The organism is Anoxybacillus sp. TBDG-1 (assembly GCF_054815885.1).
This window is the reverse complement of sequence record NZ_JBTZSY010000026.1, coordinates 3,630-29,164: the sequence shown is the minus strand read 5'-3', so window position 1 is coordinate 29,164 and position 25,535 is coordinate 3,630. Positions and strand designations below refer to the sequence as shown.

The window sequence follows — 25,535 nt, the reverse complement described above, 5'->3', positions numbered from 1 at the left end:
TGGTGAAACCTTTGGGAGCATCATTACGCGATATAAAAGCGCGCATTAACACGACAAAAAAGACGAGCCAAATTACAAAAGCGATGGAAATGGTCTCGGCATCAAAATTAAACCGTGCGGAACATAATGCAAGATCGTTTACGCCGTATATGGAAAAAATTCAAGAGGTCGTAGCGAGCGTTGCGCTTGGTAGCAACGACGCTTCTCATCCAATGCTTGTAAAGCGCCCGGTAAAAAAGACGGGATATTTAGTAATTACATCGGACCGTGGCTTAGCTGGCGCCTACAACAGCAACGTGCTTCGTACCGTTTTTCAAACAATTCAAGAACGTCACCGTTCGACAGAAGAATATGCGATTATTGCGATCGGTCGCGTCGGCTTAAATTTCTTTAAACGTCGCAACATTCCGGTAGCTTTACATATTACCGGTTTGCCAGATCAACCAACGTTTGCGGACATTAAAGAAATTGCGAACGAAACGGTGAACATGTTCGCAGATGGTACGTTTGATGAGTTGTACATGTTTTACAATCATTTCGTCAGCGCCATCCAACAAGATGTGACGGAGAAAAAGTTATTGCCATTAACTGATTTAGCGTCAGAGAAGAAGTTAACAACTTATGAATTTGAACCGTCACAAGAAGAAATTTTAGAAGTGTTGTTGCCGCAATACGCTGAAAGCTTAATTTATGGCGCGCTGCTCGATGCGAAAGCGAGCGAGCATGCGGCGCGGATGACAGCGATGAAAAACGCAACAGATAACGCAAAAGAATTGATTCGGACACTTACGCTTTCTTACAACCGTGCCCGTCAAGCAGCAATTACGCAAGAAATTACAGAGATTGTGGCCGGAGCGAACGCATTGCAATAACGTTGATTAGCAGTTAGGAGGGAAAACGATGGCAAAAGGACGCGTTATTCAAGTTATGGGTCCCGTTGTAGACGTTAAGTTCGAAGACGGACACTTACCTGCGATTTACAACGCCCTAAAAATTAAACATAAAGCGCGTAACGAAAAAGAAGTCGATATCGACTTAACGTTAGAAGTAGCCCTTCACCTTGGGGACGACACAGTGCGCACAATTGCGATGTCAACGACTGACGGATTAGTGCGTGGAATAGAAGTCATCGATACGGGAGCACCGATTTCTGTTCCTGTCGGTGAAGTCACGCTCGGACGCGTATTTAACGTATTAGGAGAGCCGATTGACTTAGGAGAAGAAATTCCAGCAGACGCTCGTCGCGATGCAATTCACCGTCCAGCACCAAAATTCGAACAACTTTCAACACAAGTTGAAATTCTTGAAACAGGAATTAAAGTTGTAGACCTTCTTGCCCCTTATATTAAAGGTGGAAAAATCGGCTTGTTCGGTGGTGCAGGGGTAGGAAAAACGGTTTTAATCCAAGAGTTAATTAACAACATCGCGCAAGAGCACGGTGGTATTTCCGTATTCGCCGGCGTTGGTGAGCGTACGCGCGAAGGAAACGACTTGTACCATGAAATGAAAGACTCTGGCGTTATTAACAAAACAGCGATGGTATTCGGTCAGATGAACGAGCCACCTGGAGCACGTATGCGCGTTGCGCTAACAGGATTAACAATGGCGGAATATTTCCGTGATGAGCAAGGACAAGACGTATTGTTCTTCATCGACAACATTTTCCGTTTCACGCAAGCAGGTTCAGAAGTTTCTGCCCTATTAGGACGCATGCCTTCAGCGGTAGGTTACCAACCAACACTTGCGACAGAAATGGGTCAATTACAAGAGCGTATTACATCAACAGCTGTCGGTTCAGTTACGTCGATCCAAGCGATTTACGTTCCAGCGGACGACTACACAGACCCAGCACCAGCGACAACGTTCGCGCACTTAGATGCGACAACCAACTTAGAGCGTAAATTATCAGAGATGGGTATTTATCCAGCGGTAGACCCGCTTGCATCGACATCTCGTGCGCTTTCACCAGAAATTGTTGGGGAAGAGCATTACCAAGTTGCACGTAAGGTACAACAAACGTTGCAACGCTATAAAGAATTGCAAGACATTATCGCCATCCTTGGTATGGATGAGCTTTCAGAAGAAGATAAACTTGTCGTTCATCGCGCTCGTCGCATTCAGTTCTTCTTGTCACAAAACTTCCACGTCGCTGAACAGTTTACAGGACAACCTGGTTCATACGTTCCTGTAAAAGAAACAGTTCGTGGCTTTAAAGAAATTTTGGAAGGAAAATATGACCATCTTCCAGAAGATGCGTTCCGCTTAGTCGGCCGTATTGAAGAAGTTGTTGAAAAAGCGAGAAAAATGGGCGTAGAAGTTTAATAAGGGACCGAGGAGGATTTTTTCATGAAGACGATTAAAGTCAGTGTCGTAACTCCGGACGGCCCAGTATATGAAGCGGATGTGGAAATGGTGAGCGCTAAAGCACAAAGCGGCGAACTCGGCGTGTTGCCAGGGCACATTCCGATGGTCGCACCGCTCGAGATTGGCGCAGTTCGCTTAAAGAAAGGAAATGCGACTGAACTTGTAGCGGTGAGCGGTGGCTTTTTAGAAGTTCGCCCTGATCGTGTAACGATTTTGGCGCAAGCTGCAGAACGAGCAGAAGATATTGACGTTGCGCGGGCAAAAGCGGCGAAAGAACGGGCTGAACGCCGCTTGCAAGCGAAACAAGATGAAATCGATCATAAACGGGCAGAATTAGCTTTACGTCGTGCAATTAACCGTTTAAATGTGGCAAATCGTCATTTTTAACCCTAAGAGCATCGCCTCTTAGGGTTTTTTGTTTATTTTTGGAACAAGTTTTATCGACACATATGTGAAGAAGTGATATAATGTTATCGGTTACAGTCGTAATAGTATGACGTTTTCGAAAAATGTGTATAAAGTCACAAAGGGGTGGGACATCGTTGAACGTTTATGTAAACAGTTATGTAGTCGTCTTTGTGTTTCTTTGTTTAGGCATTTTACTTCCAATCGTTGCGCTTACAGCCGGTCGTTTCCTTCGTCCGCATGCGCCAAATGCAGCGAAACAAACGACGTACGAAAGCGGATTAGATCCGTTCCATGATTCGCGCGTGCAGTTTAACGTACGATATTACATTTTTGCGTTATTGTTCGTCATTTTTGATGTAGAAACGGTATTTTTATATCCATGGGCTGTTGCGTTTGATAAGCTTGGTGCATTTGCGCTTATTGAAATGCTCATTTTCGTTGTCATGTTGTTGATTGGACTTGTGTATGCTTGGAAGAAGAAGGTGTTAAAATGGATGTAAAATTATTGAACGTATCAGATCAAGAAATGGAAGAAATGCGTCGCAACGTTTTTTTAACGACGTTAGAACAGCTCAAAGCATGGGCGCGCAGCAATTCCTTATGGCCGCTCACGTTCGGTCTTGCCTGTTGTGCCATTGAAATGATGGGAGTTGGTTCTTCGCATTACGATTTAGATCGCTTCGGATCTTTCTTTCGCACATCACCTCGTCAATCAGATGTCATGATCGTTTCAGGAACTGTGACGAAAAAAATGGCTCCCATTGTTCGTCGTCTGTACGATCAAATGCCTGAACCGAAATGGGTCATCGCGATGGGATCGTGTGCGACGGCAGGAGGTCCGTATGTGAAGTCGTATTGCGTTGTGAAAGGTGTCGATCAAATTGTACCTGTTGACGTATACATTCCGGGCTGTCCGCCAAATCCAGCCGCATTAATTTATGGCATTAACAAGCTAAAAGAGAAAATTCGCTATGAAGCGAAAATTGGAAAGAAGGTGCTGTAAATGAGCGAGGAAAAAGATTTACAGCAACTAAAAAAAGAAGCAGCGGAACGCGCAAAACAATTAGCAAAAGAGCGACTTGCAGCGAAGCAGGCGACGGAACAAACCGAGCCAACGCTCGAAAGCGAAGATGACCTTGCGCTTGCGAAGAAAAAAGCGGCAGCAGCGGCAAAAGCGAAAGCCGCAGCGTTAGCGAAACAAAAAGCGGCAGAGGCAGGAGAATTAAGCGAAGAAGAATTGGCGAAGAAAAAAGCGGCAGCAGCGGCAAAAGCGAAAGCCGCAGCGTTAGCGAAACAAAAAGCGGCAGAGGCAGGAGAATTAAGCGAAGAAGAATTGGCGAAGAAAAAAGCGGCAGCAGCGGCAAAAGCGAAAGCCGCAGCGTTAGCGAAACAAAAAGCGGCAGAGGCAGGAGAATTAAGCGAAGAAGAATTGGCGAAGAAAAAAGCGGCAGCAGCGGCAAAAGCAAAAGCCGCAGCGGCAGCAAAAGTAAAAAGTGCAGATGTCGCTGAAGAAAAAGAGGAAAAACCGTCACCAAATCAGCCATATCTCGACAAATACGTCAAAGTCATTGAAGAGCATCTCGGAAAGGATGTATTAGAAAACGCTTACATCAATCGTTTGTCGAAAGACGTACCGACGCTCGTTGTGAAAAAAGATACATATTTTAAAGTGGCTGAGTTTTTAAAATATAATGAGCAACTAAGTTTTGATTATTTATCCGAATTGCACGGAACAGATTTCCAAACGCATATGGAAGTGTACGTCCACTTGCATTCTTATAAAAATCGCCAGTCCGTTGCGCTGAAAGTAAAAATTGATCGTGACGATCCGGTTATTGATTCGCTTGTTCCGCTTTGGCCAGGGGCGAATTGGCCGGAGTGCGAGGCGTACGATTTGCTTGGCATTCGTTTTGAAGGTCATCCACAACTCATTCGCATTTTCTTAGGGGAAAACTGGGTCGGCTATCCGCTCCGGAAAGATTACGAGCCGTACGATATGGAGGGGTAAGGACGTGCTGAGAACAGAGGAGATGCTTTTAAACGTCGGACCACAACATCCGAGCACGCATGGGGTATTTCGCCTCGTGCTAAAAATTGATGGAGAGATGATTAAAGAAGCGACTCCCGTCATCGGTTATCTTCATCGCGGGACAGAAAAAATCGCAGAAAATTTGCAGTATACGCAAATTATCCCGTATACAGATCGGATGGACTATTTATCCGCGATGACGAACAACTACGTCATTTGTCATGCAGTGGAAACGATGATGGGCATTGAAGTGCCAGAGCGGGCGGAATATTTACGTGTGCTTGCGATGGAACTTGGTCGCATTGCAAGCCACCTCGTTTGGTGGGGAACGTATTTGCTTGATATTGGTGCAGTCAGTCCGTTTTTATATGCGTTTCGTGAACGAGAAATGATTATTAATCTATTAAACGAACTGTCAGGTGCGCGGCTCACATTTAACTACATGCGTGTTGGTGGAGTAAAATGGGATGCGCCAGATGGATGGATCGACAAAGTCAAGCAGTTCGTTCCGTATATGCGCAAGCAGCTCGAAGGCTATCATGAGCTCGTTACAGGAAACGAAATTTTCCGCAATCGCGTCATCGGCGTCGGCAAATACACGAAAGAAGAAGCGTTAGCATATTCGTTAAGCGGCGTTAATTTACGTTGTACAGGAGTGAAATGGGATTTAAGAAAAGACGAACCGTATTCGATTTATGATCGGTTTGATTTTGATGTACCTGTACGCACAGAAGGTGACTGTTTTGCCCGTTATGAGTGCCGTCTCGCTGAAATTGAGCAATCGCTTTGCATTATTGAGCAAGCGTGCGAACAGTTTCCGAATGGCGGCGAAATTATGGCGAAAGTGCCAAAAATCATTAAAGCGCCACCGGGCGAAGCGTATGTACGCATCGAGTCGCCGCGGGGAGAAATTGGTTGTTATATTGCGAGCGACGGGAAAAAAGAGCCGTATCGCTTAAAATTCCGTCGACCGTCATTTTATAATTTGCAAATCCTTCCGAAACTACTTAAAGGGGAAAATATCGCGAATTTAATTGCGATACTTGGCGCGATTGATATCGTGCTTGGGGAGGTCGATGGATGATGATGGAACAACTTTTGCAGTCGACGCCGAGTTGGACGAATGTCGCTATTTTCTTTGCGATTGGCGTAGGGCTGTTGCTCGTTGTGTTAGGATTTGTCACGTATGGCATTTTAGCGGAACGAAAAGTCATGGGATTTATGCAAGGTCGCATCGGTCCGAACCAAGTTGGAGGACGCTGGGGGTTGCTCCAAACCGTTGCTGACGTGTTAAAGCTACTGTTGAAAGAAGATACGATTCCAAAAGCTGCAGATCGTCCATTGTTCATTTTAGCACCGGTCATTGCGTTTGCTCCTGCTTTTATGGTGCTTGCAGCGTTGCCGCTTACCGATGCGTTGCAATTTGCTGATATTGGGGTAGGGCTATTGTATTACATTGCCGTTTCTGGATTAACAACCATCGGGGTTGTCACAGGCGCATGGGCATCGAACAACAAATATGCGCTACTTGGAGGCATGCGCGCAGCTGCACAAATGATTTCATACGAAGTGCCGCTTGTTATGTCTGTCATTGGTGTTATTTTGTTATCGGGAAGTTTAAACTTAAACGACATTGTTGAAGCGCAAAAAGATGTTTGGTTTATCGTTGTGCAGCCGATTGGGTTTCTCGTTTTTCTTGTCGCGGCTGTGGCAGAGTTAAATCGGACGCCGTTTGACTTACCAGAAGCTGAATCGGAACTTGTCGCGGGATTCCATGTTGAATATTCTGGCTTTCGTTGGGCGTTTTTCATGCTAGCAGAGTACGTGTACTTTTTTGCGATGGCGGCATTAACGACTGTGCTCTTTTTAGGAGGATGGCATCCGCTTCCGTTTCTCGGTTTTATTCCAGGAGCTGTTTGGTTTGCATTAAAATTTAGCGTTGTCGTCTTTTTATTCATTTGGTTTCGCATTACGTTTCCGCGTGTGCGTGCCGATCAATTGATGGAATTTGGTTGGAAAGTGTTATTGCCAGTTGCGCTCGTGAATATTTTTGTGACAGCTCTTGTAAAACAACTATTTTTTTAAATAAAAAGGTGGGTGGGCAGAAATGCTCGGTTTAATGAAAGGATTAGCGTATACGCTGAAAAACTTAACAAAAGAAAAAGTGACGTACGATTATCCGAATGAACCGCTTCCGCTGCCGGATCGCTTTCGCGGCATTCAAAAGTTTTATCCGGAAAAATGTATCGTTTGCAATCAGTGCGCAAACATTTGCCCGACCGACTGTATCCAGTTGACGGGTAAAAAACATCCGGACCCGACGAAAAAAGGAAAAATTATTGATACGTACGACATTAACTTTGAAATTTGCATTTTATGCGATTTATGTACTGAAGTATGCCCAACCGAGGCGATTGTCATGACGAACAACTTTGAATTAGCGGAATATAGCCGCGATGAATTATTTAAAGATTTAACGTGGCTTGATGAAAACGATACGAACGTGCGGAAGGTGAATAAGCCATGAGTGGACAATATATTGCATTTTTCGTTCTTGCGCTCATTGCGCTTGGGGGCGGCATTTTTATGTTAAATTTAAACAAAGTCGTCCATATGGTCGTGGCGCTCGTCTTTACGTTCGTCAGCATCGCCGGCATTTACGTGCTTTTATCCGCTGAATTTGTCGCGGCTGTTCAAGTGCTTATTTATTCTGGGGCAATTACGATCATTATGTTGTTTGGCATTATGCTTACGCGCCATCAAGATGACGGGCAGTCGACAGGTAGCCCGCTTCGAAAAGCGTTCGCTTTGCTCGGTACGGTTGCTTTTGGTGCCGTCGTGTATATTGGCATTCGTACGCTTGACTTTGGCAGTGAAGCAGTCGGGCTTCATGATAAAAATACGGAACAAATCGGAATCGCGATATATTCGAAGTACGTCATTCCGTTTGAGCTTGCGTCTGTTTTGTTGCTTGTCGCATTAATTGGAGCGGTCATTTTAGCGAAAAAAGATGATAAGGAGGCGGGAGAATGAGTGGCGTACCGTTATCCGCCTATCTCGTATTTGCGCTTCTGTTATTTTGCATCGGATTGTACGGGGCGTTAACAAAACGTAATACAGTAATCGTACTCATTTGTATTGAACTTATGTTAAATGCTGTAAATGTTAATTTAGTCGCATTTAGCAAATACGGGGTAAACCCGGGCATTACAGGTCAAGTGTTTTCTCTCTTTACGATTACTGTTGCCGCGGCAGAAGCAGCAGTTGGATTAGCCATTTTAATTGCGCTATACCGCAATCGCAAAACGATTCATATTGATGAAGTCGATTCGATGAAACGATAAAGGATGGGAAACAAAGGGGTTATATTATAAATGCACCTGAAAAAGGGGATGATTGAACGATGATGGAAAACGCATGGCTCATACCGCTTTTTCCGTTCGTATCGTTTGTTGTGCTGCTTGTTGTGGGCAAGCAGTTAAAAGAACGAAGCGCGTATGTCGGAATGTTGTTGACGTTTCTTTCGCTCGCATTTGCCCTCGGAGCGTTGTATGAGCGATGGACGGCATCAACATACAAACAAGCATACACATGGTTAACAATCGGGGATGTGCATTTGACCGTCGGCTTTGAAGTGAATGCCTTAAATGCATTGATGCTCGTTGTCGTATCGCTTGTTAGTTTTCTCGTACATACGTATGCGAAAGGGTATATGCATGGTGATGAGCGCTTTCCTGTATTTTACGCATATTTAGGATTGTTTACATTCGCGATGCTTGGGCTTGTCGTATCACCCAACTTACTGCAAACGTATATCTTTTGGGAACTTGTCGGTCTCGGCTCGTTCTTACTGATCGGATTTTATTTTTACAAAGAAGAAGCAAAAGCTGCAGCGAAAAAAGCGTTCATTATGACGCGCATCGGGGACGTTGGCTTATTGATCGGCATGATTTTATTGTTCTTAGAAGTGAAAAGCTTTGAATATGAAGCGATTTTTGCTTCGTTGCAAAGCGGTAATGTGTCAACGACGATCATTACATTAAGCGCCATTCTTATTTTTATTGGAGCTGTCGGGAAATCTGGTCAATTTCCGCTTCATACGTGGCTTCCAGATGCGATGGAAGGCCCGACGCCTGTATCGGCATTAATTCACGCCGCAACGATGGTCGCTGCTGGGGTATATTTAGTGGCGACATTGTTCCCGCTTTATGAAGCGAGCGAGACAGCGATGATGACTGTCGCTTATGTTGGAGCATTTACTGCTATTTTTGCGGCATCGATCGGTCTTGTGCAAACGGACATTAAACGCGTGCTTGCATATTCTACCGTCAGCCAGCTTGGCTATATGATGTTAGCGCTCGGTTCCGCAGGTTATGTTGCAGGCGTCTTTCATTTAATGACGCACGCCTTTTTTAAAGCGTTGCTCTTTTTAGCGGCAGGTAGTGTTATTCATGCGGTGCATACGCAAAATATTGAACAAATGGGCGGATTGTGGAAAAAAATGAAATGGACCGCTCCACTCTTTTTAATCGGAACGTTAGCCATTAGCGGCTTTCCATTTTTCTCAGGCTTTTTCAGCAAAGATGAAATTTTAATTGCCGCGTGGACGCACGGGCATGTCGGTTTATTTGTTGTCGCTGTTGTTGCTGCCTTTTTCACAGCGTTTTATATGTTCCGCTTATTTTTCCTTGTGTTTACAGGTGAAGCGCGGACAAATGCTCAAGATGTACATGAGTCACCAACGGTTATGGTGTTGCCGATGATTGTGCTCGGTGTGCTCGCAGTTGTTTCTGGTTACGTGCAAACACCATGGGGAGCGTTTTTAGGTGAGTGGTTGACAGAAGGAACGAACTGGCATGCCCATACAGAAGGTCCAAGCTGGATTATGATTGTGGCGACAATCGTTTCATTATGCGGAATCGCATTAGCATGGCTCATATATGGCAAACGTGCGATTGCGCGCGACTGGCTATCGTCACGTTTCCCGCTTACGTACAACGTGCTTATGAACAAATATTACATCGACGAGTTTTACGGACTTACTGTCATTCGCGCTACCTCGTTTATTAGCTTGTTATTTGAGTATATCGATCGGTTCCTCGTCGAAGGATTGGCACAATTATTCGCAGCAACAGCGCGCGGTATCGGTCGAATCGGCTCGCGTTTACAAAACGGGCAAGTGCAAATGTATGGCACGGTGACTATTGTTGCTTTAGCGATTCTCGTCGTCATTTTTGCGGTGACAGGGGGGGATTTATAATGCAGCCATACTTTTTATCGCTCTTAATTTTCTCCCCGCTTTTAGGTATACTCGTTCTTTCGCTTCTTTCGAAAGAACAAGAAAAAGCGATTAAATGGCTTGGTGTGTTGGCGACGTTGCCATCGTTATGCTTATCATTGTTTGCGTTTTGGCAATATCAAAACGGTTATGATATAAGCAAGTTAGCGGAAAAACGGTCATGGATTCAATTTGGTGAGTTCCCGTTTTTAAAGGAGACGGATTTTACTGTCGCATATGAACTTCATGTGGACGGTTTCGCGCTTGTCATGATCGTTTTAACGACGATTTTAGCGACGCTTGCGGCGATCGCTTCTACATCTATCCAAAAAGAGTGGAAAGGGTATTTTCAACTGTTTTTATTGCTTGAAATCGGTATGCTTGGCGTATTTGCTGCTAGCAACCTTGTACTCTTTTTCATCTTTTTTGAGTTGACGCTCATCCCGATGTTTTTCTTAATCGGAAAATGGGGATATTTCGAAAAAGAAAAGGCAGCTTACAGCTATTTAATTTATAACGGTCTCGGTTCCGCTGTCTTATTGATCGTCATTGTCGTCTTGTTTGCACGCACGGGAACATCGAATATCGATGAGCTGCGCCACATATTAACGGATCCGATGGCACAAACCATTTCGCCAATTTCCGACGATCTTCGTTACGGTCTATTTGTTGCATTACTCGTTGCATTTGGGGTAAAATTGCCGATTGTACCGCTTCATCGTTGGATGTTGCGCGTGCACGTTCAGGCGCCCCCATCAGTTGTCATGCTGCATGCAGGGGTGTTGTTAAAAATTGGTGCTTTCGGTCTTATCCGATTTGCATTCGGATTATTTCCCGGGCAATTTCAACAATTTTCGACATGGCTTATTGTTTTCGGTATTGTCAACTTGTTGTACGGTGCGTTTTTAGCGCTTAGACAAACCGACTTTAAAATGGTGCTTGCTTATTCGAGTGTATCGCATATGGGCATTGTATTGATTGGCCTTGGATCTCTTAACGAAGCGGGAATACAAGGGGCGATTTTCCAAGCGGTATCACACGGATTTATCGCTGCGTTTTTATTCTTCTTCGTTGGCGTTATGTACGAAAGAACGCGCACGACAACACTTGTTCGTCTAGGTGGTTTGGCGAAGACGATGCCGTACGTTTCAGGTTTTATTCTTGCTGGAGCGATGGCTTCGCTCGGTTTACCAGGAACGTCCGGGTTTATTAGCGAGTTTATGGCGTTTGTCGGCGCATTTCAAGCAGAACCTTGGTTAGCTGCGATCGGTACGCTCGGTATTATTATGACCGCTGTGTATTTATTACGTGCTGTACTTGGCATGACGTTCGGACAAACAACGGTGTCAAACGTGTATGACTTACGAGGCATCGAATGGGTGCCTGCAATTAGTTTACTGCTTCTTATTGTCATCATCGGTGTATATCCGAACGTATTGGCGATGCCACTACAAACGACGATTGAAACGATGATGAACGGGTTAGGGGGTTGATGAGATGGATTTCGAAACATTACTTAGCTATGAATGGGGCGTCATGGTGCCGGAATTTATCATTCTCGGTGTGGCAGTTGCGCTCTCACTCATCGACCTATTTATGCCGGAAAATCGTAGTCGGCGTCTTCTTGGCTTATTCGCTTTTGTTGGCGTCGCCGTTTCATTCGTATCGCTCCTTGGTTTATGGACGAGTGATGTCACGTCCATTTTAGGTGATACGTTTCGCCTTGATTCGTTTGCCAAATCATTTAAAGCGTTATTGCTCGTTGGTAGTGCGCTCGTTTTATTGCTTGCCCTTCATTACGAACCGAAAGAGCGCATCGCGTATCGTGGTGAGTTTTACTACTTGTTTTTAACCGCGCTTCTTGGTGCAATGATGATGACATCAAGCGGCGATCTCATTACGTTGTTTATCGGTCTTGAATTATTGTCGCTTTCTTCTTATATTCTCGTCGCGATTCGGAAAAAACATACATTAGCCAATGAAGCAGCGTTAAAATACGTCATTACCGGAAGTATTGCAACAGCTATCACGTTGTTCGGGATGAGCTACATATTTGGCTTCACCGGATCGACGAATATAAAAGAAATTGCTGGGCAACTTGCAAGCATGTATGATGAGAATCACCAATACATTTTATCGCTCGCCTTTTTGCTTACGTTTGTTGGGCTATCGTTTAAATTAGCAGCCGCTCCATTTCATATGTGGGCGCCAGATGTGTATCAAGGCGCAACGACACCAGTTGTTTCTTTCTTAAGCGTTGTTTCTAAAACAGCTGGATTTGTTATCGTGTTGCGCGTCATCGTTTCCGTATTTGCTCAAACGCCATCAGGAAGTTCGGCTTCGATGCTTATGACGCTTGCGCCATACATCGCCTTTTTGGCAGGAGCAACGATGATTATTGGCAATACAATTGCGCTTCGTCAACGGAACATAAAGCGTATGCTCGCATATTCAAGCGTGGCACATGCAGGTTATGTACTAGTCGCTTTTGCGAGCTTATCGATGTTTATGTTTGAAGCGATTTGGTTTTACTTGTTGGCTTATTCCTTTATGACAATTGGAGCGTTTGCGATTTTACAAGTCGTCTCTCAGCATCATGATGATGAAGACGTGAGCATATTTGCGGGCTTGTACCGCCGCTCGCCGCTCATGGCGGTAGCAATGACAATCTTTTTACTATCGCTTGCAGGCATTCCTGGGACGGCTGGATTTATCGGGAAAATGAACATTTTCCTCGGTGCGTTCGTCGTTGAGCCAGCTCATTACGTGCTCGCAACCATTATGGTGATCACGACAGTTGTATCGTACGTATATTACTTCGGCATTTTCGTTCAAATGTTTTTCCGGCCGATCGAACATACACATCGATTAGAGTGGCCACCTGGGGTTATTGTGGTTGTCGTTATTTGTGTCATCGGCACCGTTTTATTAGGGGTGTTTCCGAACATTGCCTACGATTTCCTTGCACCATTTGAACATTTTAGCGATTTTCTTCAATAAGACGTATAATGGAAGGGGTGTACCCTTCCATTTTTATGTTGAAGGAGGAGTAAACATGGAAACATTCGGACAAGAGGCGTTAATTAGTTTATTATCGCATTTATTTTTCATTACAGTGACGTGGTGGACGTTGCAAGCGGTGCGACTTGAAGTAATTTTTAAACCGAATCGCATCGTTCAAGCGCGTGTATTTTACATTCTTTTGACGATTGCCATCGGCTCATTAGTGAGCAATTTCTTTTTAGATTATTTACGTTGGTCACGCCAGTTGCCATTTTTACTTTAAACGCGACCATTGTCGATTTTTTTCACGTATGTTCCCTTCCGATCTGGCAACAATAAAAGCTAAGGAGAGGAAGGGAAAAAAGATGAAAAAAAGATGGTTGGCACTCGTTATTTTTTGTTTGTTATTAAGTGGTTATCAGATGTACGATAGTAAACGTGTCGATGAAGAAATAACGAAAATAAACGACATGCTTGGCGTATTTGAAGCCCATCATATTTACCTCAAACGATGGAATGTCTACGCCAAAGAGCAAGTGCTTACAAATGACCCTCACAACTGGATCCAACAATACGTGAGAACATGGTCCTCTTTTCATTGGACGGTTGAACCGCACAAGATGATTGGCAAACGTGAAACCTCCGCTTACGTTGAAACGATTCAACTTATCACGGTCGGTCATCATCCAACCATTCTTGTCTTATACGAAGCAACCGGTTCAACGTGGAATAAACCAATCGAACGCACGTTCGTCCGACAAACGACAAAATTATTCGTAAGACCTACATTTTTCACTTGTATTACAGGGGAATTCGATGGTAAGATGAAAGGTGTTTTGTTTGACAAGGCGGTTCGCTTGCTTGCTTCGTTTCAAGCGCAACCGATTGAATCATTGCGTGAAGAGGCATTTGTCTCTGTCTCAGCATATACTGGGCAGTGGAAGACGTCACTTTCTGTCGGACAACAACAAATGAATCTTCAACTGGCGTTACGACAAGACGGATTGGGCGCGCGAACGACCGTTGTCATTGGCACCCCAATCATAACAACTGAATATTAATATAGAGACTTTGGACGCGGAGGGGAATGCCTTGGAAAAAATCATCGTCCGCGGCGGGAAACGGTTAAGTGGCACAGTGAAAGTGGAAGGTGCGAAAAACGCTGTGTTACCTGTCATCGCCGCAACATTATTAGCAAGTGAAGGAAAAAGCGTCATTTACGATGTACCCGAACTCTCCGATGTATATACGATTGGTGAAGTGTTACGTCATTTACAAGCGGACGTAACGGTTGGCAACAATAAAATTGTCGTCGATGCATCTGGAGGGTTGAATGTTGAAGCTCCTTTTGAATATGTGCGAAAAATGCGAGCATCTGTATTAGTGATGGGTCCATTGCTTGCGCGCAAAGGTCGCGCACGTGTCGCGCTACCAGGCGGATGTGCGATCGGGTCGAGACCAATCGACCAACATTTAAAAGGATTTGAAGCAATGGGTGCGACGGTGAAAATCGGGAACGGTTTCATCGACGCTAAAGTGAACGGAAAGTTGCGCGGAGCAAAAATTTATTTAGATTTCCCAAGTGTCGGTGCGACAGAAAACATTATGATGGCTGCCGTATTGGCCGAAGGCACAACTATCATTGAAAACTGTGCCAAAGAGCCAGAGATTGTTGATTTAGCGAACTTTTTAAATGCCATGGGTGCGAAAGTGCGCGGGGCTGGAACGGGCACGATTCGCATTGAGGGTGTTACTACATTATATGGTGCCGAACATACAGTTATTCCTGATCGTATTGAAGCTGGAACATTTATGATCGCCGCTGCCATTACAGGCGGAAACGTTCTTGTACAAGGTGCGGTGCCAGAACATTTGACGTCGTTAATCGCAAAGCTTGAGGAAATGGGCGTCACTATTATTGAAGAAGACAACGGTTTGCGCGTCATTGCTCCAGACAAACTGAAAGCAGTCGACGTAAAAACAATGCCACATCCCGGCTTTCCAACAGATATGCAGTCGCAAATGATGGCGCTTCTTATGAAAGCCGAAGGCACAAGTATGGTGACAGAAACAGTATTTGAAAATCGGTTTATGCATGTCGAAGAATTTCGTCGTATGAATGCCGATGTAAAAATTGAAGGGCGTTCTGTCATCATTAACGGCCCATGCCACTTGCAAGGGGCAGAAGTTGCCGCAACGGACTTACGTGCTGCCGCGGCGCTTATTTTAGCCGGACTTGTAGCAGAAGGATATACGCGTGTGACTGAACTGAAACATTTAGATCGCGGTTACGTTCGCTTCCATGAAAAATTAGCTGCGTTAGGTGCAGATATTGAACGTGTACGTGAAGATATCGATACGGTACAAAGACAAATGACAGATGTTGGATGAATATAAGAAACGACCGTTTGCGGAAGGCGAATGGTCGTTTTTTGCATATATGCTTGTCCCCCTGCATAAAGTGTAATAATGACAAAGGGGGGATTCGATTGCGACAATGGATGATGGCAACGATGGCGTTATTTACACTCATTTTACTCATTCCTGCATTAGTTGTTTTAGCATTTGGGGAAAAGCAAGAGGCACCCCTTCCTGCCCAACCGATGCAAATTCAAGCGCGCGACGAGCCGATGGTGGAAGTAGCTGTATATCGAAGTAAAGAAAAAAAAGTGGAGCGGCTTCCGCTTGAGCAATATGTCGTTGGTGTGGTAGCAGCGGAAATGCCAGCAGAGTTTGAAATGGAAGCATTAAAAGCGCAAGCGTTAACTGCACGAACGTATATTGTGAAACAGCTAATATACAATCAGCCCCTTCAACTGCCAGAAGGGGCAAACGTCACCGATACGGTCATGCATCAAGTGTATTATAATGACGAGCAATTAAAAGAAATGTGGGGCATGAGTTACGAATGGAAAATAAAAAAAATTAAAGAGGCTGTCGAGGCGACGAGAGGACAAATTTTAACGTACAACAATGAGCCGATTGAAGCAGCATTTTTCTCCACGAGCAACGGTTATACAGAAAACTCAGAAGCGTACTGGCAAAACGCTTTCCCTTATTTAACGAGCGTCGAAAGCCCGTGGGATACACAGTCGCCGAAGTTTTATGAACAAGTGATACTATCTGTTCACGAATTTGAACAACGGCTCGGTGTTAAATTACCGAAAGACGGTTCGGTTGGCAAAGTGCTTGCGCGCACGCCAGGCAAGCGTGTGGCTCTTGTCGATATTAATGGTAAACAGCTTACTGGCCGTGAAGTGCGTGAAAAGTTGCAATTAAAATCAACGGATTTTACATGGACAAGGCAAGAAAATAACATTGTCATTACGACGAAAGGATATGGCCACGGTGTCGGCATGAGTCAATATGGGGCAAACTTTTTAGCCAAACAAGGGAAAACATATAAAGAGATTGTCAAATATTATTACCAAGGGGTACAAATTCACGATCTTTCACTTGTCGCTTCGAAATTTTGAAGCGACAAATTTTTTTATTTTCATGTGTATAAATGTTCTTCTTTCTGTTCACAATGGTTGCTGAGGTGATGAACATGAAAGAAGAAAGCAAAAAAGTTTCAAAGTTGTTTCGTAAACGTTGGGTTGTTCCTTCCATTTATTTGTTAAGCGCAGCGCTCATTTTAACAGGTGTGCTTTGGTTTCAAAGCAAAACAAACGATATTATTCAACCACCTGTCGATGAGCGGACAAAATCGGGCACAGCTGTGAAAGAACCAGACGCTGTCCCTGTTCAACAAGTAGTTGAACAAATTGCGATGCCTGTCCTTGATCCAAACGCTGTTGAAATCGCTAAACCATTTTACGACTTTAGTGCACCAGCTGAAGAACAAGAAGCTGCTCTCGTCTCTTATAATGATGAATATTATCCGAACAAAGGTGTCGACATCGCGATGAAAAACGGCGAAAGCTTTGATGTAACTGCATCATTAAGTGGAACAGTCATTAAAGCAGAAAAAGACCCACTCTTTGGATACGTCGTCCATATTCAACACGATCGTGGCGTTGTGACGGTATATCAATCATTACAAGACGTTCAAGTGAAAACAGGTGATACAGTAAAACAAGGACAAGTGATCGCAAAAGCGGGTACAAACGAGTTTAATAAAGAAGCCGGCGTTCACGTTCACTTTGAAATTCGGAAAGATGGGCAAGCGGTTAACCCAGTCGCTTACTTCGATCAACCGCTTAGCGCATTGGAAACGAGAGAACAACAAACGGAACAACAAGAAACAAATCAAAACAAAACAAATGAACAACAAAGCGATCCGTCAAGCACTGTTCCAGATGCTTCGATCGGAATGGCAAGAACATGAACAGGTGGGCAAAATGCTCATCTGTTCGCTTTTTTATGGAATATATTTTCTTCTTACCTAATACACTATTACAAACTTGAACAACGAGAGTGTTTGAGGTGAGATGAACGATTTGGTCATGAACGAGTAAACGCCACTGCGACAAACGCCTTATACGTCTCATTTCACACTTCTCACATCCAACCTAGGGAGGCGAGCAGTGTGCACGATTACATCAAAGAGCGTACAATCAAGATTGGCAAGTATATCGTGGAGACGAGAAAAACCGTTCGCGTCATCGCGAAAGAGTTCGGTGTATCTAAAAGCACCGTGCATAAAGACTTAACGGAACGGCTCCCGGAAATTAACCCCGAATTAGCGAATGAAGTGAAAGAAATTTTAGATTACCATAAATCCATTCGCCATTTGCGTGGAGGGGAAGCGACAAAGAAAAAGTATAAAAAAGAAACAGAGCAAGCGACGTAAATTTGTTGTTCCCCTTGTCAAAAATATTCTCTTTTTTTTGCCATCGTTGTGGTAAAATATTTTATTAGGAGAAATGGCAAGGAGGAACATATAATGTTTTTGGCAAGGGATATCGGCATCGATCTCGGCACGGCGAACGTGTTGATTTATGTGAAAGGAAAAGGCATTGTATTAAACGAGCCTTCTGTCGTTGCGATTGATCAACATACAAAGCGAGTGTTGGCAGTCGGAGAGGAAGCGCGGCGCATGGTCGGGCGCACGCCTGGGCATATTGTTGCCATCCGTCCGTTAAAAGATGGCGTCATTGCGGACTTCGACATTACAGAAGCAATGTTAAAACATTTTTTAAGCAAGCTGAACTTAAAAGGATGGTTTGCCAAACCGCGCATTTTAATTTGTTGTCCAACGAACATTACGTCAGTCGAACGTAAAGCGATTAAAGAAGCAGCCGAAAAAAGCGGCGGCAAAAAAGTGTACTTAGAAGAAGAGCCGAAAGTGGCAGCGATCGGCGCAGGGATGGATATTTTCCAACCTTCTGGAAACATGGTCATCGACATTGGTGGCGGCACGACAGACGTTGCTGTTTTATCGATGGGTGACATCGTCACATCCGCATCAATTAAAGTAGCGGGCGATAAATTTGACCAAGAAATTTTAAGTTATATTAAACGAGAATATAAACTATTAATCGGTGAGCGAACAGCGGAAGAAATTAAAATAAACATCGCGACTGTATTTCCAAATGCTCGCGATGAAGCGATGGATATTCGCGGTCGCGATTTAGTAACCGGCTTGCCAAGAACGATTACGATTCGCTCTGGTGAAATTGAAAAAGCGCTACGTGAAACGGTATATACGATCGTCCAAACAGCAAAAAGCGTGCTCGAGCGCACGCCACCGGAACTGTCAGCCGACATTATTGACCGCGGTGTTTTCTTAACAGGAGGCGGAGCGTTGCTTCATGGCATTGACCAACTGCTTGCGCAAGAATTAAAAGTGCCTGTTTTTATTGCGGAAAACCCGATGGATTGTGTCGCGATCGGCACAGGATTAATGCTTGATAACATCGACAAAGCTCCATATCGTCAACTTGTGTAGGTGCCATTGGGAAATGGTACCTATTCGCTTTTTTCCCCTTTTTCTTTTATAATGAAAGTAGTGTGAAAACGATGGAGGGGACATTTTATGTTTCGCGGACTATATACAGCGGCTTCAGGCATGCTTTCCCAACAACGCCGCATTGAAATGATGACGAACAATATCGCAAACGCCAATACGCCAGGCTATAAAGCCGATCAAGCATCGTTACGGGCTTTTCCAGAGATGTTGATGCATCGCATTCAACAAACGACGATTCCGACAGAAAAAAAACTGACATGGCGTGATCGTACATACATCGGTCCATTGTCAACAGGTGTGTACGTGCAAGAACTTGTGCCAAACTTTGCTCAAGGCGATATACGCGAAACAGGCAACAATACCGACTTAGCCATTGTTGATGGCACAGGCACGTCATTTTTTACGGTACAAAACGAAACAGGCGACATTCGTTATACGCGAAACGGTCATTTTACGATTGATGCAGACGGCTTTTTAACGACGATAGACGGTTTTTACGTGCTCGATGAAAACGGCAACCGTATTTTCGTCGGGGACGAGCAGTTTACCGTATTAACGGACGGTACGATTACAAAAAATGGAGAACAAATGGCACGCCTTCGCATCGCCTATGCTGAAAATGTCCAAACGCTTGCGAAAGAAGGAAACGGTTTATTTCGAGCAGAACAACAACTCCCGCCTGCTGAGACGTATACGATTCGTCAACAATATATTGAGCGCTCGAACGTCGATTTATCTCGTGCGATGACGGACATGCTTTCAGCTTACCGAGCGTTTGAAGCGAACCAAAAAATTTTACAAGCATACGATAAAAGTATGGACAAAGCGGCAAACGAAATCGGCCGCCTAAAGTAGGAGGATATGTATGTTGCGCTCAATGATTACTGCCGCCAATACAATGAACCAACTCCAACAACAACTAGACGTCATTAGCCATAATATCGCAAACGTCAACACAACCGGGTTTAAAAAACGCGATGCGGTGTTCGGTGAATTGCTTGCTCAACAGTTTACTAACTTGCCAAAAACAGATGAAGCACCACGTCTTACGCCTGTAGGTGTCCGCCTTGGCGTTGGGGCGAAAGTAGCGTCAACACATATGCAAATGAAACAAGGCTCGATTGTAAAAACGGATCGTCCACTTGATCTTGCATTGACGAAAGAGGGGCAATTTTACCGCATTCTTGTCGACGGCGCGATTCAATATACGCGCGACGGTGCGTTTTACCTTAGTCCGTCGGCAAACAATCCGAATGAACTGATGCTTGTAACAGCGGATGGTTATGCGTTGCTTGATGAAAACGATGAACCGATTACTGTGCGCGAAGGGTTTAAAGACATTCAAGTCACTCAAAACGGCACGATGCAATTTATTGCGCCAAGCGGAAACATCATGAAGACCGCAAACATCGGCGTATCATATGTCACCCGCCCTCAACTGATGCAGGCGCTCGGCGACAATCGTTTTGCTTTTCCAGCTGATGTAAATGCTCCAAATGCGGTCATCAATTTAGCTAACAACAACCGTAACGCCATCTCAATGCAACAATACGCCCTTGAACAATCGAACGTGGAATTAGCGACGGAAATGAGCGAACTTATGATTACGCAACGGTCATACCAACTTAATGCGCGTGCGATTACATTATCGGATCAAATGATGGGGCTAATTAACGGCATTCGTTCATAGAGAGGGAATGTATATGGAGGAAAAACAACAGAAACGCTCGCTCCGCCGTCCGCGCCGCCGTCTTATTCCGATTTGGCTTCGTTTACTCATCGTCTTTTGTTTGATTACGATTAGCACATTAGTAGGAGCGATGGTTGGCTACGGTATGCTCGGCGACGGCAAGCCATTTGACGCACTAAAACCAGCAACGTGGCAACATATTATCGATTTAATCGAAAAACAGTAGTGGACAGACCACTTTAAAACATGGTACATTGAAAACAAACAACGGAAGGGAGATCCTTCCGTTTTTTTATAAAGGAGGAATGACGTATGCTTGATATGCAACAAATTCAACAAATTATTCCACATCGCTATCCGTTTTTACTCGTTGACCGCATTGTTGAAGTGGAAGAAGGAAAACGAGCCGTTGGCATAAAAAACGTCAGTGCCAATGAACAATTTTTTGTCGGTCATTTTCCTGAATATGCTGTTATGCCGGGCGTGTTAATTGTCGAGGCGCTCGCGCAAGTCGGGGCTGTCGCCATGTTAATGAAAGAAGAAAACCGAGGTCGCCTCGCCTTTTTCACAGGCATTGATAACTGCCGATTTAAAAAGCAAGTGAAACCTGGTGATCAATTACGATTAGAAGTCGAAATGGTTCGCTTTAAAGGGGCAATCGGCAAAGGAAAAGGTGTCGCTACCGTCGACGGCGAACTCGTTTGCGAAACAGAAATCATGTTTGCGCTTGGAGAAAAATAATGAATAACTGTCTCCTTTCTGGGTATGTTATAGGTGATTACATATGTGACAGAAAGGAGACAAACGATGAAAACGAAATGGCTATTAAAACTATTTAGCGCGCTCATCGCCATCATGGTCGTAACAGGTTGCAATAACGACGACACGGATAACGATATGAACAACCAAGAAGAAATGCAGCCAGGCGAAGACATAAATGAAGGTGTTGGAGACGATGAAAACGATGCCGTGCCAGATGAAGAAGACGCGGTCGAAGATGTAGAAGATATGAACGATGCCGACAATACGGACGAATAACGTAAGAGGTTTCCTCTTGCGTTTTTTTATTCCCTTCCTTCCTATAAACGTTATCATAGTTATAAAAAAACTTTGTCAATACACGCTTCTTTATGATACATTAACGGTTGACGATAATCATATGGAGGGTTTTATACATGTTAAAACGGCTTCCTCATCGCATGAAGATGAACATGACGCTATCAATTAAAAAAGTGTTTGAACGATATATGGCAAGCATCGGCTGGGATGAAACAAAATACGATGCAGCCACATTCATGGAACAATGGCGCCATTATTTATACAATGAAGCGACATGGTTTGTGGAATTAGATGATGCGATTAAAACAAACCCACAGTTTCATGAGCAACTTGCAGCACGTATTAACGAAATTATTGACCAACTCGTTAACGAACCTCCAACGGATGAACAAATCGCAGAAATTAACCGTCTCGTTGAACGGCTTGGCATTGATGATTTCCCATACGGCTGTAAGTTAGAAGCAAAATACCATATTGAACGTTTACAACAAGAGCTAAAAAAAAAGAAAAGCTAACGAAACGAGCGAGCGAAAAACAACGTAAACTAGCAGAAATTTTATATTATCAAGCATATGACCGTCCGCTACCAGAACGCGACTATACGGTTGCAGAAATGAATAATATCATTGCACAAGCAAAACAAATCATTGCGCAAGAAGAAACAGAAGAAGAAGAGATGATTCACTAACCGATAGCATGTGAAGCTGTCGGTTTTTTTTCGTGGAAGTAAATTGACAAAAAGGGTAGAAAAACGGAAGTGTTTGTCGGTATAATGAATCTAGTGAATGTTTTTGTCGAAAATATATGTTTTATAGGAGGACGTCATGGAAGAGACGATTAGCTTACGAGAACTATTTCAAACGTTGCGTAAACGCGCTTGGCTTATTATTGCGATTACCGTCATCGCGACGATGACAAGCGGCATCGTTAGCTATTTTGTGCTGACGCCGATGTATCAAGCATCGACACAACTACTAGTGAACCAAGCGAAAAGTGAACAGCCGATTTACAATATTAGTGAAATTCAAACGAACTTGCAACTTATTAATACGTATAACGTCATTATGAAAAGCCCAGCGATTTTAGATATTGTCAAAGAAGAACTGGACTTAAACATGCCCGTTGAAGAACTTAATGAAAAAATTAATGTAACGAGCGAAAAAGACTCACAAGTAGTTAACGTCACAGTGGAAGATCCCGATCCGTATATGGCTGCTGATATTGCAAATACAGTTGCGAGCGTATTTCAACGTGAAATCGTTAAAATTATGAACGTCGATAACGTCAACATTTTAGCGAAGGCAGAAGTAAAAGAACAGCCGATTCCGGTCAAGCCAAAACCGCTATTAAATATGGCGATTGCTTTCGTTGTTGGCATCATGACAGGCGTCGGTTTAGCATTTTTACTTGAGTATTTAGATAATACGATTAAAAACGAACAAGATGTCGAGAAGTTACTTGGGTTGCCAGTACTTGGGGCTATTACAACGATTGATGATGAAGGTAGCGATATACAGATGGCGCATGCTAAAAAACAAATAAGGGGTGAGACGATTGGTTCTTAAAAAGAAAAAACAGGCGTTTGCGCGCACGATGCGCTCGCTCATCACAAAAACAAATCCAAAGTCACCAATTTCTGAACAATATCGGACGATTCGAACGAACATTCAATTTTCGGTCGCTGATCGTCCATTGCGCTCGATCATGGTCACTTCCTCTGCCCCTGCAGAAGGAAAATCGACCACGGTTGCCAATTTAGCGGTCGTTTTTGCACAACAAGGAAAAAAAGTGCTTCTTATCGATGCAGATTTACGTAAACCAACAGTACATTACACATTTCGAAAAGACAACTACGTCGGTTTAACGAACGTATTAACGAAACAAGCTACACTTCAAACTGCAGTAAAAGAAACAGATGTCGAAAATTTACTCGTTTTAACGAGCGGCCCGATTCCGCCAAATCCGGCTGAATTGCTTGGCTCGGCGACGATGGAACAATTTTTAGCGGAAGCATATGCCCAGTTTGATATCGTTCTTTTTGATACGCCGCCTGTTTTAGCCGTGACCGATGCACAAATTTTAGCGAACCAATGCGATGGGGTCATTCTTGTCGTCCATAGCGGAAAAACAGAAATTGAAGCGGCACAAAAGGCGAAAGAACTACTTCTTGCGGCGAAAGGAAAGCTGCTTGGTGTCGTTTTAAACCAAAAGAAGCAAAAAGAAAGTACCTATTACTATTACTATGGTAACAAGTAGACAACATTCGACAAAAAATGCCTATTGTCTCCTTCTATTTTCCTATGTTACTATAAATTGCGTAGATGAAATTGTCGAAAGATGATACAAATCATCTGATTTTTGTCGATATAAAGAGGGAAGAGGGGTTTGCATGATTGATATCCATAGTCATATTTTACCGTCGATCGATGACGGAGCAAAAACGCTCGCTGATGCAATCGACATGGCGAAGTCAGCAGTTGCTGAGGGGATCACAACGATCATCGCAACCCCTCATCACCGTAATGGGACGTTTGAAAATGATAAACGATCGATTATCGAGCACGTTTATGCATTAAATGAAGCGCTACAACATCACCGTATTCCTCTTTCCGTTTTACCAGGGCAAGAAGTGCGCATTCATGGGGAATTGCTTGACCATTATCGCGATGGCGATATTTTGCCGCTTGCGGAGACGAAATATGTGCTTATTGAGCTTCCAAGCAATCACGTTCCACGTTACACAGAGCAGTTAGTGTTCGATATACAGCTGCAAGGGCTCGTTCCGATTATTGCGCACCCTGAGCGCAACAGCGAGCTTATGGAACATCCAACGAAGTTATACGAACTAGTGAAAAAAGGAGCATTAACGCAACTGACTGCCGCAAGTGTCGCAGGAAAGTTCGGAAAAAATATTAAAAAGTTTTCGCTACAAATGATTGAAGCGAACTTAGCTCACTTAATCGCATCCGATGCACATAATACGACGACACGTGCATTTCATATGCGCGAAGCATACGACGTCATTCAGAAACAGTTCGGCTCACAAGCGGTGTATGTATTTCAAGAAAACGCTGAGTTGCTTGTCGTAAACGATACGTTGTATAAAGATGCACCAGAGCGAATCAAGAAGAAAAAGTTTTTAGGTATTTTCTAAGTTTAATAGTTTCCTATACATACCATAGAGTAAAGATGTCATGCTGGTTTTGAACATTTGTCGATATCAGCATTGTTTTTTCGGAGATGTCTCCTTTCCGTTATCAACGGAGGCACTCGGCCGTGCTGTGGGTGGGGACGATGACGGTCCTGCCACCTTAGACGCTTGTCGTCGATGGTGCGGTGTGAGGACGGGTTAGATGCCCAATGCTAACCTTGTTTTTTGTTTATGTCTCTTTTTGGCCGTGCTATAATGAAAGAAATGGCAAAGGAGGGATACAAATGAGCCAAGAATTAAAAGCTTTGCTTCGCTCTGTACTGAAGGAAGAACTACAGCCTGTTCATGAGCGATTAGAACGTGTTGAACAAACGCAACAAGAGTTACAACGCGGTCAAAAAGCACTAGAAAAGAGTGTTGCTCAAATCCAGCAAGATGTAACAGCGCTACAAGTAGGTCAGCGAGCACTAGAAAACACAGTTGCTCGAATTCAACAAGACGTCGCACAACTGCAAGCAGGTCAACAAGCATTACAACAAGATGTCGCACAACTGCAAGCGGGTCAACAAGCATTACAACAAGACGTCGCACAACTGCAAGCGGGTCAACAAGCATTACAACAAGACGTCGCACAACTGC

Annotated in this window: 30 protein-coding genes and 1 pseudogene; all 31 read left to right on the top strand. The window is 44.0% G+C overall.

The features are described from left to right. Positions 1-11 precede the first annotated feature (11 nt). Positions 12-872 carry a F0F1 ATP synthase subunit gamma gene (locus ACYQY7_RS09195; protein WP_461201752.1) on the top strand — a complete coding sequence of 287 codons (861 nt, stop codon included), beginning with the start codon at positions 12-14 and terminating at the stop codon, positions 870-872. A 28-nt stretch (positions 873-900) separates the two neighbouring features. Then, positions 901-2,322: a F0F1 ATP synthase subunit beta gene (atpD, locus tag ACYQY7_RS09190; protein ID WP_461201751.1), complete on the top strand. Its 1,422-nt coding sequence runs from the start codon at positions 901-903 to the stop codon at positions 2,320-2,322. A gap of 24 nt (positions 2,323-2,346) precedes the next feature. After that, a complete protein-coding gene (locus ACYQY7_RS09185; RefSeq protein WP_032101314.1) occupies positions 2,347-2,751 on the top strand; it encodes a F0F1 ATP synthase subunit epsilon in 405 nt (134 codons plus the stop codon). A gap of 122 nt (positions 2,752-2,873) precedes the next feature. Further along, entirely contained in the window at positions 2,874-3,272 is a 399-nt protein-coding gene (locus tag ACYQY7_RS09180; protein WP_052009615.1) for an NADH-quinone oxidoreductase subunit A, read from the top strand. Next, complete coding sequence (locus ACYQY7_RS09175) at positions 3,263-3,775, top strand: NuoB/complex I 20 kDa subunit family protein (protein WP_461201750.1); 513 nt, start codon at positions 3,263-3,265, stop codon at positions 3,773-3,775. Before ACYQY7_RS09180 ends, ACYQY7_RS09175 begins: the two co-directional genes overlap by 10 nt. Continuing rightward, positions 3,776-4,780, top strand: coding sequence for an NADH-quinone oxidoreductase subunit C (locus ACYQY7_RS09170; RefSeq protein ID WP_461201749.1), 1,005 nt, complete (start codon positions 3,776-3,778; stop codon positions 4,778-4,780). A gap of 4 nt (positions 4,781-4,784) precedes the next feature. Further along, positions 4,785-5,885 carry an NADH-quinone oxidoreductase subunit D gene (locus tag ACYQY7_RS09165; RefSeq protein WP_461201748.1) on the top strand — a complete coding sequence of 367 codons (1,101 nt, stop codon included), beginning with the start codon at positions 4,785-4,787 and terminating at the stop codon, positions 5,883-5,885. Further along, positions 5,885-6,886, top strand: coding sequence for an NADH-quinone oxidoreductase subunit NuoH (nuoH, locus tag ACYQY7_RS09160; RefSeq protein ID WP_461201762.1), 1,002 nt, complete (start codon positions 5,885-5,887; stop codon positions 6,884-6,886). The genes ACYQY7_RS09165 and nuoH overlap by 1 nt, the downstream gene beginning before the upstream one ends. A gap of 22 nt (positions 6,887-6,908) precedes the next feature. Beyond that, complete coding sequence (nuoI, locus tag ACYQY7_RS09155; protein ID WP_003396988.1) at positions 6,909-7,328, top strand: NADH-quinone oxidoreductase subunit NuoI; 420 nt, start codon at positions 6,909-6,911, stop codon at positions 7,326-7,328. Then, positions 7,325-7,834, top strand: coding sequence for an NADH-quinone oxidoreductase subunit J (locus ACYQY7_RS09150; protein WP_461201747.1), 510 nt, complete (start codon positions 7,325-7,327; stop codon positions 7,832-7,834). Before nuoI ends, ACYQY7_RS09150 begins: the two co-directional genes overlap by 4 nt. Further along, positions 7,831-8,145 (top strand): NADH-quinone oxidoreductase subunit NuoK, encoded by a 315-nt coding sequence (gene nuoK / locus ACYQY7_RS09145; RefSeq protein WP_461201746.1) that lies wholly within the window; start codon positions 7,831-7,833, stop codon positions 8,143-8,145. The genes ACYQY7_RS09150 and nuoK overlap by 4 nt, the downstream gene beginning before the upstream one ends. Positions 8,146-8,204: 59 nt before the next feature. Continuing rightward, positions 8,205-10,061, top strand: a complete 1,857-nt coding sequence (gene nuoL, locus ACYQY7_RS09140; RefSeq protein ID WP_461201745.1) for an NADH-quinone oxidoreductase subunit L — start codon at positions 8,205-8,207, stop codon at positions 10,059-10,061. Beyond that, positions 10,061-11,572 carry an NADH-quinone oxidoreductase subunit M gene (locus tag ACYQY7_RS09135; RefSeq protein ID WP_461201744.1) on the top strand — a complete coding sequence of 504 codons (1,512 nt, stop codon included), beginning with the start codon at positions 10,061-10,063 and terminating at the stop codon, positions 11,570-11,572. Before nuoL ends, ACYQY7_RS09135 begins: the two co-directional genes overlap by 1 nt. Before the next feature lie 4 nt (positions 11,573-11,576). Further along, positions 11,577-13,079 (top strand): NADH-quinone oxidoreductase subunit NuoN, encoded by a 1,503-nt coding sequence (gene nuoN, locus ACYQY7_RS09130; protein ID WP_461201743.1) that lies wholly within the window; start codon positions 11,577-11,579, stop codon positions 13,077-13,079. Between the two features lie 55 nt (positions 13,080-13,134). Then, entirely contained in the window at positions 13,135-13,365 is a 231-nt protein-coding gene (locus ACYQY7_RS09125; RefSeq protein WP_461201742.1) for a DUF1146 family protein, read from the top strand. Between the two features lie 82 nt (positions 13,366-13,447). Further along, on the top strand, positions 13,448-14,143 hold the full coding sequence (locus tag ACYQY7_RS09120) for a YwmB family TATA-box binding protein (RefSeq protein WP_461201741.1): 696 nt from the start codon (positions 13,448-13,450) through the stop codon (positions 14,141-14,143). 31 nt (positions 14,144-14,174) lie between these two features. Beyond that, positions 14,175-15,473, top strand: coding sequence for a UDP-N-acetylglucosamine 1-carboxyvinyltransferase (murA, locus tag ACYQY7_RS09115; RefSeq protein ID WP_461201740.1), 1,299 nt, complete (start codon positions 14,175-14,177; stop codon positions 15,471-15,473). Positions 15,474-15,571: 98 nt separating this feature from the next. Beyond that, positions 15,572-16,558 (top strand): stage II sporulation protein D, encoded by a 987-nt coding sequence (spoIID, locus tag ACYQY7_RS09110; RefSeq protein WP_461201739.1) that lies wholly within the window; start codon positions 15,572-15,574, stop codon positions 16,556-16,558. 74 nt (positions 16,559-16,632) lie between these two features. Then, on the top strand, positions 16,633-17,412 hold the full coding sequence (locus tag ACYQY7_RS09105; protein ID WP_461201738.1) for a peptidoglycan DD-metalloendopeptidase family protein: 780 nt from the start codon (positions 16,633-16,635) through the stop codon (positions 17,410-17,412). Between the two features lie 201 nt (positions 17,413-17,613). Then, on the top strand, positions 17,614-17,877 hold the full coding sequence (spoIIID, locus tag ACYQY7_RS09100) for a sporulation transcriptional regulator SpoIIID (protein ID WP_003396966.1): 264 nt from the start codon (positions 17,614-17,616) through the stop codon (positions 17,875-17,877). 93 nt (positions 17,878-17,970) lie between these two features. After that, entirely contained in the window at positions 17,971-18,975 is a 1,005-nt protein-coding gene (gene mreB, locus ACYQY7_RS09095) for a rod shape-determining protein MreB (protein ID WP_461201737.1), read from the top strand. A gap of 87 nt (positions 18,976-19,062) precedes the next feature. Then, positions 19,063-19,851 carry a flagellar basal-body rod protein FlgF gene (flgF, locus tag ACYQY7_RS09090; protein ID WP_461201736.1) on the top strand — a complete coding sequence of 263 codons (789 nt, stop codon included), beginning with the start codon at positions 19,063-19,065 and terminating at the stop codon, positions 19,849-19,851. A 10-nt stretch (positions 19,852-19,861) separates the two neighbouring features. Continuing rightward, positions 19,862-20,686 (top strand): flagellar hook-basal body protein, encoded by an 825-nt coding sequence (locus ACYQY7_RS09085; protein WP_461201735.1) that lies wholly within the window; start codon positions 19,862-19,864, stop codon positions 20,684-20,686. Positions 20,687-20,699: 13 nt separating this feature from the next. Beyond that, a complete protein-coding gene (locus tag ACYQY7_RS09080) occupies positions 20,700-20,912 on the top strand; it encodes a DNA-directed RNA polymerase subunit beta (protein WP_461201734.1) in 213 nt (70 codons plus the stop codon). Positions 20,913-20,998: 86 nt separating this feature from the next. Then, on the top strand, positions 20,999-21,427 hold the full coding sequence (gene fabZ, locus ACYQY7_RS09075) for a 3-hydroxyacyl-ACP dehydratase FabZ (RefSeq protein ID WP_461201733.1): 429 nt from the start codon (positions 20,999-21,001) through the stop codon (positions 21,425-21,427). Positions 21,428-21,493: 66 nt separating this feature from the next. After that, the gene (locus ACYQY7_RS09070) at positions 21,494-21,724 is read left to right on the top strand and encodes a hypothetical protein (protein WP_461201732.1); all 231 of its coding nucleotides are present in this window, start codon (positions 21,494-21,496) and stop codon (positions 21,722-21,724) included. A gap of 137 nt (positions 21,725-21,861) precedes the next feature. Then, positions 21,862-22,260 (top strand): hypothetical protein, encoded by a 399-nt coding sequence (locus ACYQY7_RS09065; RefSeq protein ID WP_461201731.1) that lies wholly within the window; start codon positions 21,862-21,864, stop codon positions 22,258-22,260. Positions 22,261-22,569: 309 nt separating this feature from the next. After that, positions 22,570-23,310 (top strand): YveK family protein, encoded by a 741-nt coding sequence (locus tag ACYQY7_RS09060; RefSeq protein ID WP_461201730.1) that lies wholly within the window; start codon positions 22,570-22,572, stop codon positions 23,308-23,310. 28 nt (positions 23,311-23,338) lie between these two features. Then, on the top strand, positions 23,339-24,001 hold the full coding sequence (locus tag ACYQY7_RS09055; RefSeq protein WP_461201761.1) for a CpsD/CapB family tyrosine-protein kinase: 663 nt from the start codon (positions 23,339-23,341) through the stop codon (positions 23,999-24,001). A gap of 133 nt (positions 24,002-24,134) precedes the next feature. Further along, complete coding sequence (locus ACYQY7_RS09050) at positions 24,135-24,899, top strand: tyrosine-protein phosphatase (RefSeq protein WP_461201729.1); 765 nt, start codon at positions 24,135-24,137, stop codon at positions 24,897-24,899. Between the two features lie 281 nt (positions 24,900-25,180). After that, a pseudogene (locus ACYQY7_RS09045) lies at positions 25,181-25,535 on the top strand (hypothetical protein); the annotation flags it as partial.